The organism is Variovorax sp. WS11 (assembly GCF_010499245.1).
GTDB lineage: Bacteria > Pseudomonadota > Gammaproteobacteria > Burkholderiales > Burkholderiaceae_C > Variovorax.
This window is the reverse complement of sequence record NZ_JAAGOW010000005.1, coordinates 497,021-514,443: the sequence shown is the minus strand read 5'-3', so window position 1 is coordinate 514,443 and position 17,423 is coordinate 497,021. Positions and strand designations below refer to the sequence as shown.

General features: G+C 65.8%; 15 protein-coding genes. 2 read left to right on the top strand and 13 right to left on the bottom strand.

Translation table 11 applies throughout. From position 1 onward, the window contains the following. Positions 1-9 precede the first annotated feature (9 nt). The 9 genes from pruA to GXN78_RS36925 all read right to left on the bottom strand — a co-directional run bounded on the left by pruA (position 10) and on the right by GXN78_RS36925 (position 9,891). On the bottom strand, positions 10-1,626 hold the full coding sequence (gene pruA, locus GXN78_RS36965) for an L-glutamate gamma-semialdehyde dehydrogenase (RefSeq protein WP_106556312.1): 1,617 nt from the start codon (positions 1,624-1,626) through the stop codon (positions 10-12). Between the two features lie 102 nt (positions 1,627-1,728). Then, positions 1,729-2,730 carry a LysR family transcriptional regulator gene (locus tag GXN78_RS36960; RefSeq protein ID WP_106556311.1) on the bottom strand — a complete coding sequence of 334 codons (1,002 nt, stop codon included), beginning with the start codon at positions 2,728-2,730 and terminating at the stop codon, positions 1,729-1,731. Positions 2,731-2,741: 11 nt separating this feature from the next. Continuing rightward, positions 2,742-3,575 (bottom strand): N-formylglutamate deformylase, encoded by an 834-nt coding sequence (gene hutG / locus GXN78_RS36955; protein WP_106556331.1) that lies wholly within the window; start codon positions 3,573-3,575, stop codon positions 2,742-2,744. A 52-nt stretch (positions 3,576-3,627) separates the two neighbouring features. Further along, positions 3,628-4,539, bottom strand: coding sequence for a fumarylacetoacetate hydrolase family protein (locus GXN78_RS36950; protein WP_106556310.1), 912 nt, complete (start codon positions 4,537-4,539; stop codon positions 3,628-3,630). A 9-nt stretch (positions 4,540-4,548) separates the two neighbouring features. After that, positions 4,549-5,547 (bottom strand): tripartite tricarboxylate transporter substrate binding protein, encoded by a 999-nt coding sequence (locus GXN78_RS36945; protein ID WP_106556309.1) that lies wholly within the window; start codon positions 5,545-5,547, stop codon positions 4,549-4,551. After that, positions 5,519-7,123: a bifunctional 3-(3-hydroxy-phenyl)propionate/3-hydroxycinnamic acid hydroxylase gene (locus GXN78_RS36940; RefSeq protein ID WP_164256271.1), complete on the bottom strand. Its 1,605-nt coding sequence runs from the start codon at positions 7,121-7,123 to the stop codon at positions 5,519-5,521. The genes GXN78_RS36945 and GXN78_RS36940 overlap by 29 nt, the downstream gene beginning before the upstream one ends. A 17-nt stretch (positions 7,124-7,140) precedes the next feature. Beyond that, entirely contained in the window at positions 7,141-7,899 is a 759-nt protein-coding gene (locus GXN78_RS36935) for a helix-turn-helix domain-containing protein (RefSeq protein ID WP_106556307.1), read from the bottom strand. 10 nt (positions 7,900-7,909) lie between these two features. Next, positions 7,910-8,728, bottom strand: coding sequence for a VOC family protein (locus GXN78_RS36930; RefSeq protein WP_106556306.1), 819 nt, complete (start codon positions 8,726-8,728; stop codon positions 7,910-7,912). Positions 8,729-8,907: 179 nt separating this feature from the next. After that, on the bottom strand, positions 8,908-9,891 hold the full coding sequence (locus GXN78_RS36925; protein ID WP_146163027.1) for a hypothetical protein: 984 nt from the start codon (positions 9,889-9,891) through the stop codon (positions 8,908-8,910). Positions 9,892-10,207: 316 nt separating this feature from the next. Here GXN78_RS36925 and GXN78_RS36920 point away from each other — a divergent pair, with 316 nt between their 5' ends. After that, the gene (locus GXN78_RS36920) at positions 10,208-12,307 is read left to right on the top strand and encodes a type IV pilus secretin PilQ (RefSeq protein WP_106556304.1); all 2,100 of its coding nucleotides are present in this window, start codon (positions 10,208-10,210) and stop codon (positions 12,305-12,307) included. 53 nt (positions 12,308-12,360) lie between these two features. On the opposite strand, the gene GXN78_RS36915 is transcribed toward GXN78_RS36920, so the two are convergent. Continuing rightward, positions 12,361-13,539: an FAD-binding oxidoreductase gene (locus GXN78_RS36915; protein WP_106556303.1), complete on the bottom strand. Its 1,179-nt coding sequence runs from the start codon at positions 13,537-13,539 to the stop codon at positions 12,361-12,363. Positions 13,540-13,629: 90 nt separating this feature from the next. Here GXN78_RS36915 and GXN78_RS36910 point away from each other — a divergent pair, with 90 nt between their 5' ends. Further along, positions 13,630-14,511: a transporter substrate-binding domain-containing protein gene (locus tag GXN78_RS36910; RefSeq protein WP_106556302.1), complete on the top strand. Its 882-nt coding sequence runs from the start codon at positions 13,630-13,632 to the stop codon at positions 14,509-14,511. A gap of 36 nt (positions 14,512-14,547) precedes the next feature. On the opposite strand, the gene GXN78_RS36905 is transcribed toward GXN78_RS36910, so the two are convergent. The 3 genes from GXN78_RS36905 to GXN78_RS36895 all read right to left on the bottom strand — a co-directional run bounded on the left by GXN78_RS36905 (position 14,548) and on the right by GXN78_RS36895 (position 17,330). After that, positions 14,548-15,558, bottom strand: a complete 1,011-nt coding sequence (locus tag GXN78_RS36905) for an Ldh family oxidoreductase (RefSeq protein ID WP_106556301.1) — start codon at positions 15,556-15,558, stop codon at positions 14,548-14,550. An 11-nt stretch (positions 15,559-15,569) separates the two neighbouring features. Further along, positions 15,570-16,583: a tripartite tricarboxylate transporter substrate binding protein gene (locus tag GXN78_RS36900; protein WP_164256269.1), complete on the bottom strand. Its 1,014-nt coding sequence runs from the start codon at positions 16,581-16,583 to the stop codon at positions 15,570-15,572. 135 nt (positions 16,584-16,718) lie between these two features. After that, on the bottom strand, positions 16,719-17,330 hold the full coding sequence (locus GXN78_RS36895) for a GntR family transcriptional regulator (RefSeq protein WP_239143126.1): 612 nt from the start codon (positions 17,328-17,330) through the stop codon (positions 16,719-16,721). Between the last annotated feature and the right edge of the window lie 93 nt (positions 17,331-17,423).

Sequence of the window (17,423 nt, the reverse complement as noted above, 5' to 3'; positions counted from 1 at the left end):
AACACGCGCTCAGTTACCCGTGAATTGCCAGCGGCCCTGGGGCAGGTAGGACTCCTTGATCACCCGCGGCGAGGTCCAGCGCAGCAGGTTCATCCAGGAGCCGGCCTTGTCGTTGGTGCCGCTGGCGCGGGAGCCGCCGAAGGGCTGCTGGCCAACGACGGCACCGGTGGGCTTGGTGTTGATGTACAGGTTGCCGGCGGCATTCGCCAGTGCCGTTTCAGCCTGCATCAAGGCCTGGCGGTCGACGCAGAAGATCGAGCCGGTGAGCGCGTAGGCGCTGGTGTCGTCGACCAGCTTCAGCGTGTCCTCCCACGCCTTGTCCTCGTAGACGAAGACCGTGAGCACGGGGCCGAAGAGTTCATCGCGCATCAGCGCGTGGCGCGGGTCGGTCACCTCGATCACCGTCGGTTCCACGAACCAGCCGGGCTCCGTCCACGTGCGGCCGCCGGAGACGATGCTCGCCGCCTGGCCGTCGTCCCGCGCCGCCTGGATGCGCGCGTTCAGGCGGCCATGCGAAACACCGTCGATCACGGCGCCCATGAAGGTCTCGCGCTGCGCGACGTCACCCACCCGCAGCTGCGGAAGCTGTTCCTGCAGCGCGGACTTCACCGCGGGCCACAGGCTCCTCGGAACGTAGGCCCGCGAGGCCGCGCTGCACTTCTGGCCCTGGTACTCGAAGGCACCGCGGATCAGCGCCGTGGTCACGGCGTCGGCGTCGGCCGAAGGGTGAGCGAGCACGAAGTCCTTGCCGCCGGTTTCACCCACGATGCGGGGCAGGCCGCGGTAGCGGTCGACGTTCTCGCCGATCGAGCGCCACAGCGACTTGAAGATCTGCGACGACCCGGTGAAGTGCAGGCCTGCGAAGTCGGGCGAGTCGAGGGCGACGCGCGTGGCCATGGCGGGATCGGCAGGGATGAAGTTGATCACGCCCGGCGGCAGCCCTGCCTGCTCCAGGATCTCGAAGAAGCGGTAGTTGGCGAGCGCCGATTTCTGCGAAGGCTTCCACAGGCACACGTTGCCCATCAGGGCCGGCCCGCAGGCCAGGTTGGCGCCGATGGCCGTGAAGTTGAACGGGCTGACGGCGTAGACGAAGCCCTCCAGCGGTCGCCAGTCCGTGCGATTCATCGCGCCTTGCACGGTGAGCGGCTGCTGGGCATGAATCTGCTGCGCCTCGTACACGTTGAAGCGCATGAAGTCGATCAGCTCGCCGGCCGCATCGGGTTCGGCCTGATCCAGCGTCTTGCTCTGCCCCAGCATGGTGGCGGCCGTGATTTCGTGGCGGCGAAGCTGGGCCACGATCTCGGCGGCGCGCAGGAACACCGAGGCGCGCTTGTCGAAGGGCAGGGCGGTCCACTCGCGCGCAGCGGCCAGCGAATTCTGAATGGCGCCGCGCACCTGCTGCTCGTTCGGCCGATGGATGCGGGCCAGGAGCCGGCGGGTGTCGTGCGGCGCCCGCACTTCCTCCACGTCGCCGGAATAGATCTTTTCGCCGCCGATCACGGCGGGGATGTCCACCACATCGGTGCTGCGCAGGTGACTCTCCAGCACCGCGCGGCCCTCGGGCTCGGCCTGGTAGTTGAACTCCGGCTCATTGACCGGGCGTGGAAACTGCGGGATGGCGTTCATGGATGTCGGGAGTGAAGTGACCTGATGAGTCCATTCTGTCCCTGCGCAGGGCCTGCGGACCTTCTTTCACCCGCGCTTATCCTAAGGATCAGCAAGGCGGCGCTAGTCCGCGTCCGAAGGCGTCCACAGCACGTCCTTCTCGAGGTGCAGCTGCGCGCTGATCTCGCTGGAGAGGTGTCTTCGCACGGCGATGCGCACCAGATCGCGCACCTCGTTCGGCAAGGTGCCCAGCTCGCCCTGCCGGTAGGCCAGATGGAACGTCCGTGTCATCTCCGGGTAGGGCCGGCCCTGGCGCGTGAAGGCCGACAAGGGCACGATCCGGATGTCGGGCAGGAACTGGCGCGACTGCCAGATGCAAAGGGGCGTGGTCAGCGCGAAGCCCATGCCGCTGGCCACCAGGCTCAGCAGCGGGTCGGTCGCGTCGAATTCGCAGGTGCGCTCCAGCGCATCGCCGGCACGTTGAAGGTACTCGTCGATCTGCTGGCCGATGAAGGACCGCGCGCTGTAGCGGATGAACTGGAGATGCCGGCTCAGGTCGAGCAGCGACCCCAGGCGGTTCACTTCGAAGGTGGCGGGCAGCACCGCGTAGTAGCGCTCAGTGAAGAGCTGGGCCCGCGAAATGCTCGGCAGTGCGGTCACGCTGGTGGTCACCGCCAGGTCCAGTTGGCGGCTTTCGATCAAGCCCTCGAGCGTGGGCGTGATGCCCGACCACAGCCGGATCTGGTGCGATGAGCTGGAGAGCGCCTTGATCATCAGCGGGCCAATGGTCGCCGCGAAGGAATCCACGCAGCCGAAGCGCACCACCATGCGCTTGGCGCGGCTCACGTTGCGCACGCTCTCCATCATCTGGTCGGCGCGCGTCAGCAGGTCCTTGGAATTCTCGAAGAGACGCTGGCCGGCTGCGGTGGGTTGCGCGGGGCGCGTCGAGCGGTCGAGCAGCGGGGTGGCGAAGATCGTTTCCAGCTGCTTGACGCGCTGGGAAACGGCGGCCTGGGAGATGCGCAGCAAACGTGCCGCTTCCGAGACGCTCCCGGCCTCGATGACGGCAACCCAACTCGCCAGCAACTCCCAGTCCGGAAGGGACTGCTCGTCTGTCAGGTTCATGGACGGGTTGTTCAGCCGGAAAGTATATCTGCGGGTGGCTTGGCGGCCGTGCGCGGGAGGCCGTTCAGCGCGCCCTGGACCGCTGCCCGGACCGCCGGCATGACGGCCGCCGCTCGGTCCGCGCGCCAGCCGAAGGGGTGGTCTTCCTCCATGTACAGGGACTGGCACATTTCGAGCTGCACGGCGTGCACGCCGGCCGCCGGCTCGCCGTAACGGCGGGTGATGAATCCGCCCTTGAAGCGGCCGTTCACGACCCACGACCAGGGAGAGCCGCGGACCGCGTCCACTGCGCCGGCAATGACCGATTCGCTGCAGCTCTCGCCGTCCGAGGTGCCGAAATTGAGATCGGGCAGCTTGCCCGAGAAGAGCCGGGGCAGCACGCTGGCGATGGAGTGGGCCTCCCAGAGGAGGATGTTCGCGTGATCGCCCCGCAGACGCACGATCTGGGACTTGAGCGCAGCGTGGTAGGGCTTCCAGTAGCCTTCCACGCGCTTCGCGATCTCTGCCGCCGACGGTTCGGAATCCGGCTTGTAGATCGGCGTGCCGCGGAAGGTCTCGATCGGGCACAACGAGGTCGTGATCATGCCCGGGTACAGGGATTCGCCGCTGGCCGGCCGATTGAGATCGATCACATAGCGGGACACCGTTCCTGCGATGACCGTGGCGTCGAGGTCCGCGGCGAAGGCGTAGAGCTCGTCGAGGTGCCAGTCGGTGTCTTCCACCAGCCTGGCTTCGGGTGTGTAGATGTCGCCCAGTTCATCCGGAATGTGCCGGCCCAGATGCGGGATCGACACGATGAGTGGGCCCTTGCGGGGAACGAGGATGAAAGGCGGGACGGGACTCATGCGGTGCACCTGGATGTGGCCATCGTGCGGCCACCGCAAGGCTTCCGGTTGTTCATCGCGCTGGCTTTACATCAGCATCAGCTTTCTTGATGTCGGCAGACCTCCGATCGAGTGCCTCCAGTGCCACGCCGTTCTCCAGCAGCCCCACCGAAGATATCTCCACCTCGACCTTGTCCCCGGGCTTGAGCCACAGGGGAGGCGACCGCTTCACGCCCACGCCTCCGGGCGTTCCCGTGACGATGACATCGCCGGGCAACAGCGTGACGAAGGTCGAGATGTAGTTCACCAGCACAGGGATGGGGAAGATCATCTGGTCGGTTCGCGCATGCTGCACTTGCTGGCCATTCACGCGCGTACTCAAGTCGAGCGTACGGTCTGCGGGGAGCTCGTCGAGGGTCACCAGGAACGGGCCGAATCCGCCGGTCTCCGGAAAGTTCTTGCCGGGGATGAACTGGCGCGTGTGATGCTGCCAGTCGCGCACGCTCCCGTCGTTGAAGCAGCTCACGCCGAAGACATGGTCCCAGGCATCGGCCTCGGAGATGCGGCGGCCCCTCTTGCCGATGACGATGGCCAGCTCGCCCTCGTAATCGAGCTGCGTCGATTCGCGAGGCATCAGCAGCGGCTCGCCAGCCGCCTGCAGCGACTCGCTGCCGCGCAGGAAGATCGACGGATGCGCCGTCGGATCGCGCTGGGTCTCGACGCGATGCGCTTCGTAGTTGTGACCGACGCAGGCGATCGTCTTCGGATCGACGATCGGCGGCAGGAGTCGCAGATCGGCCAACGCATGGTCGGCATCCGCCGACGCATGGGTCGATGCCAGGGCCGTGGCCTCCCCGGTCTCGAGCAGTGCCTTCAGGGTGCTGGCCTGCGGGCCCAGCCGCTTGCGAAGATCGATGACGTCGGATGCGCCGCGCAACATTCCATACGATGCCTCTGCGCCCACCCGGTAGCTGATGAACTTCATGTCTTTTCCTTAGTCGAGTTTGAGATGGGCGGACTTGATGATGTCTTCCCAACCCTTGCTTTCATGCCGGATGAGGTGCGCAAAGGCATCCGGAACGGCATCGAAGGCTTGGTAGTCGAAGCCGCGATAACGCTCGCGCACCTCGGGCGCATTCAGCGCCTCCTTGAGGTCCGCGCTGATCTTTTCCCGTAGTGCCTTGGGCGTCCCCTTGGGCGCGAACAGGCCGGTCCAGGCGGCCACTTCGTAGCCCTTGGTAACTGGCTTCTCATCGACCGAAGGAACCTCCGGGTAGCCCTTCGAGCGGGTCGGACCGGCAGTGGCGATGAACCGGACCTTGGCGGCCTTTTCCAGCGCGCCGGCACTCGCCGCACTGCCCAGCGCCCAGTCCACTTCTTTCGTGGCAACCGCGGTGTAGAGCTGGTTCATCTCCTTGTACGGCACGTGCATCATCTCGATGCCTTGCAGCTTCTGCAGACGCAGTGCGCCGAGGTGGCCGGGACTTCCGTTGGACCAGGAGCCGTAGGTCACCCGGCCCGGCTTGCCGCGTGCGGCAGCGACGATGTCGTCGAACGACCTGTAGGGACTGTCCTTGGCAACGACGACGAAGAAGTGGTTGCGGAAAAGCGGGCGCACGGGTTCCAGGTCCTTCTGTGCGTCGTATGGCAGCTTCGTGAACGTGTGGGGATGCGTCGTCACATGGTTGCTGTCCAGCTGGATCAGGTCGTGTCCATCCGGGGACGCCTGTCGAAGCGCCGCGATGGCGATAAAGCCGTTGCCACCCGGTCGGTTGTCCACGATGACCGACTGCCCCCACTTTCTGGCAAGGCGCTCGGCCACCACCCGCAAGGCCACGTCCGGGCCGCTGCCCGCAGCGAAGGGCGTGATCAGCCTCACGGTCTTCGTGGGGAATGCGGGCTGGGCGCCGGCGCCGCCGGCTGTCAGCGCCAGGCCGGCTGCGAATGCCGCGATACGGGCGCCTTCACGCCAGTGCTTGCTGGGCTTGAACATGGTTGTCTCCTTGGTTGGATGGCTTGGCAGGGGAAGCAAGGGCGCTGTGGTCGATCAGGCGCGACCAGTAGCGATCGGGCCGGACGACCATCGCGACGGCATCGTGGTCGGCCAGCGTCTTCTCCAGCGCGCAGCTGCGATCGCGCACGGCCACGATCGCGGCGTCGATCGGCGTGGGCAGGAAGTCTTCGTCGGAACGCAGCAGCGCGACGATCCGGCCTGGCGCTCCGTTCGGCAGAAGCGAGGCCGCCCGTTCGCGGAACGCGGGCGTGTCCCAGCCGAGCACGGCAAAGCCTTCGCCGAGCACGCTGTCCAGGCGCACGACTTCTCCCGTTGGCAGCTCGACGTCCGGCTGCGGGAGCAGTTCGGAGTGGGGATGCGAGGCCGTCGGATGGAACGCGCCCTGCTGCAGCTGCGGCTTGGGCTTGAAGCGCAGTTGAAGGATGTAGTCACGGCAGGCCGGCACCAGGCAGGCCAGGCGAAGCGCGGATTGCGCAAGCCAGGCGCCCAGGAGGGTCTTGGGCTGCATGAACGCGCCGATGCGTAGCGCCATGCGAATCAGGGCGGCGGCATGGGGGCGGCGCTCGGGCTCGTACGTGTCGAGAAGCCCCGCCGGCACCCCCCAGCCGACGACGGCCGCGAGCTTCCACGCGAGATTCGTGGCGTCTCGAATGCCGCTGTTGAGTCCCTGGCCGGCGAACGGCGGCGTCAGGTGTGCCGCGTCTCCTGCCAGCAGCACGCGCCCGTCCTTCCACCGCGTCGCCACGCGCGCATGGAATCCATAAATCGCCTTGCGCACCAGGGGCAGCTCCGCGTCCTGCGCCACCCGCTCGCGGATCCATTGGCGGAAGGTCTGCTCGTTCAGGACGTCTTCGTCGCGGTCCCCCGCCCGAAGCATGAACTCGTAGCGCAGGCTTCCTTGCGGGCCTGGAAGCCGAATGGCCGGCCGGCGCGGGTCGCAGTACGTGCGCGTGTGGCGCAGGGCCAGCGTGCGTTCTGCAAGGTCGACGATGAGCCAGCGCTCGGGGTAGGTGTCGCCGTCCAGCGCGATCTTCGACAGCTCGCGCACCTTGCTGCGTCCGCCGTCGCAGGCGGCCACCCAACTCGCAGCCACCACGCTGCGGCCACCCGCTTGCGCCAGTTCGCAACGCACTTCGTGGGCATCCTGTTCCAGGGAGACGAGCTCGTGGCCGAAGCGCACCTCGACGTTCGGGAACCGAGCCAGTCCCTCGAACAGTGTCTTCACCAGCAGGGGCTGGCGAAATGCGTTGCGCTTGGGGTATCCGTACTCCTGGCGCGTCGGCTGGATGGACGCGAGCGGCTTGCCCTGCCAGTCGAAGTACTGCACGCCGTAGCCCAGCACGACATCCCGCACCACGGCATCGATGAGGCCCGCGCTTTGCATGGTGCGGAGGCTTTCGTCGTCCAGGGTCACGGCGCGTGGCTCGCCCTCGAGCCGGCGGATTTTCTCGACCACCAGCGTCTTGACGCCGTACTGGCCCAGAAGGTTGGCCAAGGTGAGGCCGACCGGCCCCGCGCCGACCACGATCACGTCGAATGAGTTGGCATCGGTCATGCGTGTCTCCGCTTCCTTCATGTTTGACTCGTGTGTCCGGGGGCTTCGAGGCGGCCTTCGATTCGCAAGCCTGCGCGAACCAGTTGATCGCCGATCCTTGCCCTGGCGGCCTCCGGCGTCGCCTTCGAATAGATCGCGCTCAAGCTCCCCAGCAGATGCTTGCCGTGATGAAGGGCGACCGCCCAGCCCATGGCCTCCGGGTCGACTTCGCCCGCCGTTGCATAGACCGGCCGGGCCCGGATCTCGGCGAGGTAGTCGACAAGCGCGCCCCGGGCCGCAGGCACGCCCGCCTTCCGGAGCCCACTCGCATCGCGCTGCGCGATCGCAGCGATCTCGGCGGGGGCCATGTGGGCGAAGATCACCTTCGAAGTCGCACCGCGATAGAGGGGCATCGCGCGGCCCCGCTCGTAGCTCACGGTGGTGGGGCCGTAGCGGCCGCGCATCTCGCTCACGCAGACCACCTTGTTGCCGTGCAGGCGGCTGAGAATGATCGTGGCGCCGCTGCGTTCGCAGAGCGTTCGCATCACCTCCGACGCCGCGGCGATCAAGGGGTCGTTGATCCGGATCTCTCGATCCAGCTCGACGATCGTCGGGCCCAGCACGTAGTGGCCGGCCGATGCGCGCTCGATGAACCCGGCCTCTGCCAGTTCGGAGACATAGCGGTAGGCGGTTGCGGGCGATACGCCGAACAGCGATGCGATGTCGGTGGCCCGAAGTTGCTTGCGGCTGCCGCCGAAAAGGCGGAGAACCTGCAAGACCTTGCTGGTCTTGGGCATGGCGATGGCCTCAGCTGCGCATGATGGCCACGCCCCACTGGTTCAAGGTCTGTGGTCGATGCGGCCACACACCCGCCGGGCGGCCGGGCTGGCAGACTTCCAGCTCCGCCGAGATCTCGCCCATGTTGCCCTCGGGGTCCCGGACCATCAGGAAGGTGTCGTTGCCCGGCCCGTGGCGGCCGATGCCCCACGCGAGATTGGTGCCGGTGCGGGCCATGTGATCGGCCCAGTCGCGCAGTTGCTGCCAGTCCGGCGCCTCGCACGAGAAATGATCGAAGCGCGCCTCGGGCGCACGAAAGACCGCCAGCGAGTGGTGCTCCGAGTCGGTCCTCATGAAGGCGGCGGTGAGGTCGCCTGCAGCGTCGAACACGCTGTCGGAAAGCACGAAGCCCAGGCCGTTCACGAAGAACTCGACCAGCTTCGCCGGCGTCGGCGAACGCAATGCGAAATGCTGAAGGCGTGCGCGCAAGGGTCCCTGGGCCGGCGGCACCGTTCGATCCACCTCGGGCGCCAGAAACGTGATCCACCGGCCGTCCGGATCCGCAACGGTGTAGCAATCGGCCTCGAGCTCGGAAAGCTGGATCTCTCGCGTTGAAAGAAGACTTCGATGTGCGTCGAAATCGCTGCGTGACTGAAACCGGAACACGGCCCGCCGCAACTGGCCTGCCCGCCCCGCGAAGACCTTCAAATGGCGGCCATCGGCACTGCAAGCGATCGACTCGCCCGTCTGCTCGCAATGCAGGCGAAAGGTCCTGCCGTAAAAGTCCGCCATCGCGGCCGGGTCGCTCGAGTACAGCTCCAGCGTGGCGAGCGAAGCACCGATTTCCATCTTGTCTCTCCTGATCTTTCGATGGCTGAATCATCGATCGCTGCTTCTCGAAGCGCAAACGCGATTCTCAGGTTCTGAGAACTCGAGCATCAAATGGCAGGGGCAAGGGCGGCGTTCTCGAAGGCGGCCCGCCGTCTGGATCAGGGTTCGCGCGGCTTGCTGGAGGCCTGCCGCGGAACCTACCCGCGTTCCGGGTGCCAGGCCGCAGTGGATTGGATCGATGTGTCGCCCCCGATGCTTCCCAGGAAAGCAATCCAGGCGACGGCCAGGTCGCCGTTCGCAACGGCAAGCCGCTGCAGCGCCAGCATCAGGCCCTGGAAGTCCTCCATGAGTTGGACCTCCGACAGCTGGCCGCGGTCGTGACGCGCCTTCGATAGCTCGAAGCCGTCTTTTGCATCGAGCATGCGCCGATAGGCGGCCTGCGTGGCGTCGCTCTGCGACTGAAGACTGAGCAGCGCCCCGGAGACCTCCTTGCGAGCCTGCTCCACGACGAGCGGATAGAGCGGGTAGCCCGCCGAACTGTCTTCAGCCTGAGCCGGCTCCCCTGCGTCCGACTGGCCGGTCGTGGCGATGACGCCATCCAGTGCCGACGCCGCGTCGATGCCATACAGCGAGGCCGCAAGGTCCACGTCGTCCCGGTTGGCGAGCAAGGCCATGGGTAGCTCGCTCGGAACAGGCAAGGCGAAGCGGGGCAGCGCCTTGCCCTGCAGCGTGTCGGCGACGAGGGCCCTTAACGCTACCTCCGACAGCCGGCACTGTGCGGCCAGCCATGCGATGTGGCTCTCGCGCTGCGCCTGGATCTTGCGGATCGCGTCGTCGGCGTTGGCGTGCCGTTGCGCAAGCTGCTTCTGGAAGTCGTCGTGCAGCGGCTTGCTCTGCTGCATCAACTGCGACTGCCGCGCGACGGCAGAGCGCGCGTTCTCGATGTACCTCAGGCTGAGCGTCTCGACGTTGAGCGCGATGTACGTGAGCGCGACCGCGATTTCCGCGCGCGTCGCCGACAAGGGCCTCGGGGGCGCTGCCGAATGCGTTGGGGCGGTCGCCGCTGCGATCAGGCTGTCCAGGGTCGGATCCCCGAAGCCTGACCACCAGGCCTGGAGGGGCGGGGCCGTCGCGTGGCGAGCGGGCACCACCGCTTCGAAGCTCGATGCAGAAGGGACCATGGCGAGGCTCCCGCCCGTACAGGCCAACGCCAGTGCCAGCGCAGCGCAGATCGTCGCAGCAGTTGTTCGGGGGCCAGGCATTTCGAATCTCCACCAGTCGGTCCTTGGCCTGCGCGCAGCGATGCGAACGCGCGAGGCATGGCGGAATCATGGGCGGCGAATGTGGAGGAATCGGAGAAACCTCGGTGCGCTGTGGTGCCGGCACTGCGTGTCGGTTGGGCACATCACAACTTCGAAATTTCTCCGCAGTTGGAACAGAAAGTAACGACTTCGAGAAGAACTGGCTGTCCACAACCGCTGCAAAGGCGAGCTTCAAGTGAATCAACATTCATCGCCCATTGCGCGATTCCTACGCACCGCATCTCTGCTGCTCGCGATGATCGGCGCTGCGTCCGCTGCGGCGCAGACGCAGAACACGATCGAATCGATCACCAGCTCGATGCAGTCGGGCGCCGAGGTCGTGCGAGTCGATTTCGCGCAGCCGCTCGCCGCGGTGCCGAATGGCTTCGTCATCCAATCGCCGGCGCGCATTGCGCTCGACTTCCCGGGTGTCGCGAGCGCCGTCACGCGTTCGGCCATCGACGTCCACCAGGGCAATCTGCGATCGATCAATGCGGTACAGGCCGGCGAGCGCACGCGCCTGGTGCTCAACCTCAAGCAGGCAACTGCGTACCAGACGGAAATCCAGGGCAAGTCGCTCCTGGTGTCGCTGGCGCCGGTGGCCGGGGCGGCGCCGGTGGCGTCCAATGCGTCGGTCTTTGCGGAGAACCGCGGCCGCGACACCCTACCGCTGCGCGACGTCGATTTCCGCTTGGGCTCGGACAACACCGGCCGTGTGGTGGTCGACCTGGCCAACAACCAGGTGGGCGTCGACATCCGTCAGCAAGGCCGCAACCTGGTGGTGGAATTCACCAAGTCGACCTTGCCCGAAGGCCTGCGCCGCCGCCTCGACGTCTCGGACTTCGGCACCCCCGTGCAGACCGTGACGACCCAGCAGGCCGGCGACCGCGTGCGCATGACCATCGAGCCCAAGGGCGACTGGGAGCACAGCGCCTACCAGAGCGAGAACCAGTTCGCGGTCGAGGTGCGCCAGCGCAAGGTCGACCCGACCAAGCTGACCCAGGGCGTGGGCTACACCGGCGAGAAGCTGTCGCTGAACTTCCAGAACATCGAGATCCGCTCCCTGCTGCAAGTGATCGCCGATTTCACCAACTTCAACATCGTGACCTCGGACTCCGTCAACGGCACGCTCACCCTTCGCCTGAAGGACGTGCCCTGGGACCAGGCCCTGGACATCATCCTGGAGGCGAAGAACCTCGGCATGCGCAAGAACGGCAGCGTGCTGCGCATTGCCCCGGAGGACGAGCTCAACGCCAAGGAGAAGCTCAAGTTCGAGGCCCAGGCGGCGATCCAGAACCTGGAGCCGATGCGCACCCAATCCTTCCAGCTGAACTACACCAAGGCGGTCACGATCGCGCAGGGCCTCACGGGCACGGGCTCCTCTGCCGGTGGTAGTTCGGGCTCGGCCACCCGCATCCTCAGTGCGCGTGGCAGCGTGATCGCCGAAGCACGCACCAACCAGCTCTTCGTGTCGGACATCCCTTCGCGCCTGGCGCAGGTCGCAGAGCTGATCCAGAAGCTGGATGTACCGGTGCGCCAGGTGCTGATCGAGGCCCGCATCGTCGAGGCCACGGACAACTTCGCCAAGTCGCTGGGCGTCAAGCTCGGCGGCTCGTACAAGGGCCGCCGCAGTTCGGTCGGCACCCAGCCCACGGTCAGCAGCGACGGCACCACCACCTTCTCGGACAGCTCCACCAGCAATTTCGTCAACCTGCCGGCCAGCAGCTCGAGCGGGACCTCGGTGGGAAGCTTCGCCGTTTCGCTCTACAACTCCAGCTTCTCCAAGCTGCTGAACCTCGAGGTCTCCGCGCTGGAGGAAGACGGCAAGGGCAAGGTCGTGGCGAGCCCGCGCGTCGTCACCGCGGACCAGACCAAGGCCCTGATCGAGCAGGGCACCGAGCTACCCTACCAGGTGGCCACTTCCAGCGGCGCCACCTCCGTGGCCTTCAGGAAGGCGAACCTCAAGCTCGAGGTCACGCCGCAGATCACGCCCGAGGGCAACATCATCCTGACGCTGGATGTGAACAAGGATTCCGTCGGGCAGTCGACGACGGCCGGCTACGCGATCAACACCAAGCACGTGCAGACCGAAGTGCTGGTCGACAACGGGGGCACGGTGGTGATCGGCGGGATCTTCGAGCTGACGGAGAGCAACGACGAATCGCGCGTGCCGGTGCTGGGTGAAATGCCCTATGTGGGGGCGCTATTCCGCTCGCGCACGCGAGAGCTGAAGAAGACCGAGCTGCTGATCTTCATCACGCCGAAGATGATTGCGGATCGCAATGCGGCCAGGTAGGTATGCAATCGGGAAGCGACGGGTAGGCGGGTTGGGGCTCGAGGATCACGGGCCTACAAAATGCCCGCTTCCGCGTACGGCTGCTGCTTCTCGATGCGTTCGTAGCCCAGCCGCGTGAGGTCGATGGTCTCGAACCGGCCCTTCAGGATGAGCTCGGCCATGCCCCGGCCTGCCGCGGGCGCGTGCATCATCCCGTGTCCGGAGAACCCTGCGACGGTGTAGAGGTTGGGCAGCTTGCGCCAGGCGCCGATCACCGGGTTGCCATCCAATTCGTTCTGCTCGTAGAGGCCTGACCAGGTCCGGTGGCACTTCGCCGCTTCGAACGCCGGAAAGCGATGCGCGACAGCGGGCCATACGACGCGCTCGAAATAGTCATGATCCACGTCGAAGTTGAAGGCGCGCGGTTCGTGGCTGTCGACGAGTCCACCCGAAAATCCTTTGCCCTCGGAGCGAAAAGCCAGCCGCGCCGTGTCCTTGACGTAGGGCAGGAACTCGACGGGCGAGCCCGCGCTGAAGTAATGTTCGAAGCGTCGCAGCGGTGTGATCGGCAGCGTCATGCCGAACTGTTCGGCCAGTGCGCCCGACCACGCGCCCGTCGCGTTCACGAACGAGTTGGCGAAGACGCGATCGCCGTTGCCGAGTCCTAGTGACTTCACCTTGACGGCATCGACCTCGGCTTGCACGACGCGCTCCTGGATGTAGACCGCGCCGAGTTCGACAGCCTTGCGCCGGAAGCCCCACAGCAGCCCGTTGGGGTCGCACCAACCGTCGTGGGGCGTGTGCGCACCGGCGCCGAGATCTTCGACGTTCATCGAGGGAAACCTCGACTTCAGGCCCGCGGCATCCAGCAGGTTCACGACGCAGCCATGCGCCTGCTGGATCTTCACGTTGCGCTCCAGCCCCTTCACCTGATCCGGCGGGACGATGAAGAGGTAGCCGCCCTCGACCCAGTCGACCGGCGCAGGCCGGCCCTTGCTCGCCATGGTGTCCTCGAAACCCTTGATGAAGTCGATGCTGTACTTCGACATCTCGATGTTCTCGGGGCAGGTGAACTGGACCCGGCATCCGCCCGACGCTCGTAGGGCCGACGCGAACTCGTACGTGGGATCCGGCTCGATCACGCAGACCGACAGGCCGGGCGATGCGTTGAGCAGGTAATAGGCGACGCTCGATCCGATGATGCCTCCGCCGATGACGGCAACGTCGAACGTGGGTGCGCTTGATGAGTCCATGGGGTCTGGGGTTTGGCACTGAACTTGGCTTGACAGTGTATCCGAGATTGGATCCAATGCAATACTCATATCAAGTACTGAGGATCACCAATGCGTTTTCTTGCACTCTGTTGCCTGGCCATGGCGGCCGGCGCCTCACCCGCTCAGCCGGTCGACACGCTCGAGAAGATCAAGTCCGAAGGGGCCATCACGATCGGCCACCGCGATTCGTCGATCCCCTTCTCCTATGTCCTCGGAACCGGTGGAGAGCCGGTGGGATTCGCGATCGACATCTGCAAGGAGGTCGTCGGTGCCATCAAGTCGAAGCTGGGCGTTGCAAACCTCGCCATCAAGTACCAGACCGTGACTTCCCAGAACAGGGTGCCCCTGGTGCAGAACGGCACCGTGGATCTGGAATGCGGCTCGACCACCAATTCCATGGCGCGCCAGCAGCTGGTGGCGTTCGGTCCGAACTACATCGTGGTCGGCGTGAGTGCCGCCGTGAAGAAAAGCTCCGGCATCAACAGCTTCGCCGAGCTGGCGGGCAAGACGATCGTGACGACCACCGGCACCACATCGATCCCGCTGCTGCGCGCCTACAAGAAGACCGACAACATCCAGGTCAGCGAGATCTATGGAAAGGATCATTCGGATTCATTCCTCCTGCTCGTGTCGGACCGCGCCAGCGCTTTCGTGATGGACGACGTGCTGCTGGCCGGCCAGATCGCCGCCTCGCAGGCGCCCGGCGACTACAAGATCCTGCCTGAGGCGCTTCGCCAGGAGCCCTACGGCGTCATGTTCCGCAAGGACGATCCGAAGATGAAGGCGCTCGTCGACGCCACGGTCACCGGGCTGATGAAGAGCGGCAGGATCGATGCGATGTATGCGAAGTGGTTTACGTCGCCGATTCCACCCCGCAACGTGAACCTGCAGTTCCCGATGTCCGAGGCGACGAAGGCGCTCTACAGGAATCCCACGGACAAGGGCGTTTGATTCGCGCCCTTGCGCGTGCGCCCGGGCGGGCGCTTTTCAGGAAGAGCCCGCCATTCTCAGAAGCTCCTGGTAGCGCTCCTGCGCGAGCTGGATGCCGTCCCGCCTCGATACTTCGCGCTGCTCATAGCGCCGTTGGCCGGGCAAGCGCGCCGTGCCTGCTTGCGTCAGCACGGACAGGAGTTCGTCGATCCGCTCGCCGAAGTGCGATGCGCCCATTCGCACGGGGTCGAGGGCGATCACCAACTGGCCTGCGTTGGAGGTCTGCGCGCCGGGAAAGGACCCGGACTCGTCTTCGTAGCCGAACCGGCCGCCGGTCAGCCCGGCGGCCAGGATCTCCACGAGAAGCGCGATCAGCAGGCCCTTGTGGGATGCGAAGGGAAGGAGCGCACCGTCGTCCAGAACGGCCGCCGGATCATCGGTGGCGTTTCCTTCTCGATCCACGCCGGCGTTCGGGGGCAGGCGGGCCCCCGTCTTCGCGGCGATGATCACGTCGCCATGCGCCATCACGCTGGAGGCCTGATCCCAAACCAGAGGCGGCAAATTCGTTCTAGGTGCGGCGAAGGCCATGGGATTGGTGCCGAGCACCTTTCGCCGCGCGCCGGGCGCGACCATCCGGCTGCGGCTGTTGACGAAGCACATCGCGACCAGCCCGCTTTCCGCGAACGGCTCCACGTCCGGCCAGAGGCATCCGAAGTGATGGGAGTTGGAGATGACGAGGCTGGCGACGCCTTGGCTGCGGGCCTTCGAGATGAGCATGGAACGCGCTGCATGCAGCGCGCCCTGTGCAAAGCCGTTGGCCGCATCGGCATGAACGACGGAAGGGGCCTGATCGCGGACCGTGACGATCGCCTGGCCGTCGACCCAGCCGCTGGCGATCGAACCCAGGTAGCCCTCCAGCCGAATAAGGCCGTGGCTGTGCGCGCCGTCGCGCTCCGCGGCGGCAACGGTCAGCGCGACCGCCTGCGCGGTGGATGCGATCACGCCCGCGTGCTGCAGGACCTTCGAGACGAGCTCGACGAGAGCGGCCTCGGAAACCTGGACATTCATGCCGTGCTGCCTCAGTCCGCCTTGATGCCGGCCTTCTGGACCAGCGCGCCGAAGCGCTTGCTGTCGCCTTGGAGCAGCTTGGCCATGGCCTGCGGGGTGGACTGGGTGGGAATGGCGCCCGCCTTCTCGAGCTTGGCCCGCGTCTCCGGGTCGGCCAGCGCCTTGTTGGTGGCATCGTTCAAGGTCGAGACGACCGATGCCGGCAATCTGGCCGGACCGAACAGGCCGGTCCACGACGAGATCTCGAGCTGCGGATATCCCAGTTCCCCGACGGTCGGCACATCGGGCATGGCGGGCAGGCGTTTCGCGGAGGTGACGGCCAGCGCGTTGACCTTCCGGCTCGCCACGAAGGCCGTGGAATTGGGCACCTGGTCGAACATCAGGTCCACCTGGCCGGACATGACGTCCACGAGCGCCGGGCCATTGCCCCGATAAGGAACGTGGACCATCTTGATGCCGGTGGCTTGAGCGACCATCTCCGCCACGACGTGGGTCGACGATCCGGCGCCAGCCGAGGCGTAGGTCAGCTTCCCGGGATTGGCCTTGGCCTCGCTGACCATCTGCTTGAAGCTCGTGAGCTTCGACATCGGGCCTGCCACGACGACATGGTTGGTGTCGAAGACCTGGGCGATCGGCGCGAAATCCCGTTCGGGCGCGTAGCTCATGTCCTTGTAGAGGTAGGGATTGATCGCGAGATTCGCCATGGCTCCGAAGAGCAAGGTGTAGCCATCGGCCGGCGCCTTCGCCACGAAGTCGCCGCCGATGTTCCCGCTGGCCCCGACCTTGTTCTCGACGATGACCGGCGAGCCCAGCACGCGCGACAGGGACTCGGCGAATATCCGGGCGGCGACGTCGGTGCCGCCTCCTGCCGCATAGGCGACCACGAGCTTGATCGGCTTCGAGGGGTAGGGGTCCTGCGCGCCGGCGTGCATGGGGAGCGTGCCGCCCGCCATGCCCAGGCCGATCGAAACGGCGATTCGCTTCAGCGCGCGGCGCCGGGTTCGGGCTTGCGATTGATGTGCCACGGGATTCCTAGCTGTGTGTGATGAACAAGACGACCGTGCGTCGGCCATCGGCCTTGAATACATGGTCCCGGAAGGTATCCAAAACTGGATCCAATAATAGACGCGGTTCGACCCTCTTGTCCAGGCCTGCCTGATTCAGTCGTCCTGAAGCGCGCTCTGCGTGTGCTCGATGTGCTTCTCGAGCAGCTCGATCGCCAAGGGCACGTCACGCGCCACGCAAGCCTTGAGGATTTCGCGGTGCTCGGACTGGGGGGACTTGCGCCCGGCCTTGTACGACTGCTGGGCGCGCAGGTGAATGCCGATTCCGCGCACGATCTCCTCGATCATCTTCAGCAGCCTGGGCCGGCCGCATGGCCTGTACAGGCACAGATGAAACTCCAGATTGAGTTCGGTCCATTCGAGCGGCGAGTCGCTCGCGTCGTACCTGGCCATGATCTCGCGCGCCGCCTTGTGGTCCGATGCCTTCATCAGCGGGATGGCAAGTTTCAGGGCACGCGTTTCCAGGCCAATTCGGATGTCCAGGGTCTCGAGCAGTTCGGGGATGGACTGGCTCGCGACGATGGAGCCTTGGTGGGGGGTGTGCTGGACAAGGCCCTCGGCCTGGAGCCGCTTCAATGCCTCGCGCACAGGGATGCGGCTGACGCCGAAGCGTTTGGCCAGCGCCTCCTGTCGGAGCTGGACCCCGATGCCCAACGAGCCCGTCAGAATCATGTCGCGCAGCGCGGTCGTGACTGAATCTGCGGACAAAACAAGTTCGCCATTCGTCGAATCGGCAGCCATCCAGAACCTCGCGCGCAGCTTCAAAGACCGCTATCTTACTTTCGAATCCAAGATCGGATC